Raw genomic sequence first — 1,426 nt, 5'->3', positions numbered from 1 at the left:
GCGACCAGCTCGGCGTAGGCCTCGACCACGGTGTGACGCGAGACGCCGAGATCCGCGCAGAGTGAGCGGGAGGCCGGCAGCCGACTGCCGGGCGCAAGACGCCCCGTGCGCACGGCCTCCCTCAAGGCGTCCGTGAGCCCTGCGCGCAGCCCGGCTCCGCGCAGCTCCAGATGCAGGTCGGCACCGAACGCCGGGGGCGGACCCGCCGCGGAATTGGTCCGAGAATCTGCCATGTAAATGAACCGTACTCCCAAACCATCGACTGGCCAGTCCTCCCATTGGGCCGCGCTGCGCGCCACCGCAGCCTCGTCGCGGTGACGACCGCGCGCCGTGTCGTTCCGCGAGCGTGTTCGCCGCAGGCGCGGACCGGTCGGCGTGATCGTTTGTGTTGTTCTTGCCAGGCTGAGAGTGGAGACCCCTGGTCGCCCCACAGCGATGCCGGATGACCAGGCCGGTGCCACGGTAGCCCCGTCGGAAACCACCGTGGCGCCGCCGACGGCGGCCAGGAGCGTGGGGTTGTCCAGGAGGCCGTGGGCGACCTGCTCGGCGGCGCCGGACGCGTCATCGCGCAGCGCGGCGAGCAGTCGGTCCGTTCCAGGGCGGCGAGCAGCCGCCCGTCGGGCCCGCCCCCGCGCAGCCAGCCGTCGGGCGACGGGCGGCCGTGCAGCGCGGTGCGGTGGGCGGCGGTGAAGGCGGGGGTGTTGCGGTGCAGGGAACGCGAAGGGCACCTGCGCGTGCCGCGCAAGCACATCGAGACGATCGTCGGCGAGGACCAGGAGCAGCGACAGCTGCGGCTCGGGGCGTGGATCGGGAACCAGCGGAGCAGAGCCGCATCGCTGTCACCGGAGGGGATCGAGCAACTGTCCGCGATCGGGATGCGTTGGGCGTAGTTCAGCATGCCGGGCAAGAGCCACGTGAGTGCATAGACCGCGATGCAGGCGGGCGTGCACTCACCTGTCCGTTGCCTGGCTCTCAAGATCGGCGTGCCGCTTCCACGGGTAGCTGTCCCAGCCTGCGTCCAATATCGCGTTGCGGTCGACGCTCCTGCCAACGAAAGCAGCGTTGAGGGAGTAAGTCGACGTCAGGGGGTCTCCGTGTCGTTCGAGGAGAAGCTGGCTTGCCGAGGCGTCCAGCAGCGTGACGAGGTGCTCTAGTTCTGTGGCGCTGCAGACCGTGACAGGTATGTCCGTGTTCGGCAGTATGTCCCTCTGGAAGGGTGCGTTGGCGGTGTGGAAGGGCTCCATGGTCACAATCAGACCGTGTATAGGCCGGTCTGCCGGGATGTGCCTGAAAGCTCGGACTCCTGTCAGTGATCAGCCCTGTGGTGGTCTCTAGTAGTGCTTGGTCAGGTTCATTCGCCGGTGGCGTGTCTGTTTGATCGGGTGTGTCGTTGACCGGGTGTGCTGGGTGGGGAGTTGGCCGCGGT

At 68.4% G+C, this 1,426-nt stretch carries 3 protein-coding genes; 1 reads left to right on the top strand and 2 read right to left on the bottom strand.

Annotation, left to right across the window (positions count from 1 at the left end; all coding sequences use genetic code 11):
- Nucleotides 1–233, bottom strand: a 233-nt coding sequence (locus tag ACWGJ5_RS46555; RefSeq protein ID WP_453315642.1) for a GntR family transcriptional regulator, incomplete at its 3' end; no start/stop codon positions are given.
- 297 nt (nucleotides 234–530) lie between these two features.
- On the opposite strand from ACWGJ5_RS46555, the gene ACWGJ5_RS46550 reads away from it, so the two are divergent.
- A complete protein-coding gene (locus ACWGJ5_RS46550; RefSeq protein ID WP_453315641.1) occupies nucleotides 531–890 on the top strand; it encodes a helicase associated domain-containing protein in 360 nt (119 codons plus the stop codon).
- Between the two features lie 60 nt (nucleotides 891–950).
- Here ACWGJ5_RS46550 and ACWGJ5_RS46545 read toward each other — a convergent pair whose 3' ends face one another.
- On the bottom strand, nucleotides 951–1,250 hold the full coding sequence (locus ACWGJ5_RS46545) for a hypothetical protein (RefSeq protein ID WP_453315640.1): 300 nt from the start codon (nucleotides 1,248–1,250) through the stop codon (nucleotides 951–953).
- Between the last annotated feature and the right edge of the window lie 176 nt (nucleotides 1,251–1,426).

It is taken from the genome of Streptomyces sp. NPDC054783 (genome assembly GCF_053611725.1).
The sequence above is the reverse complement of the archived record's forward strand: the minus strand, read 5'-3'. Positions and strand labels throughout refer to the sequence as shown.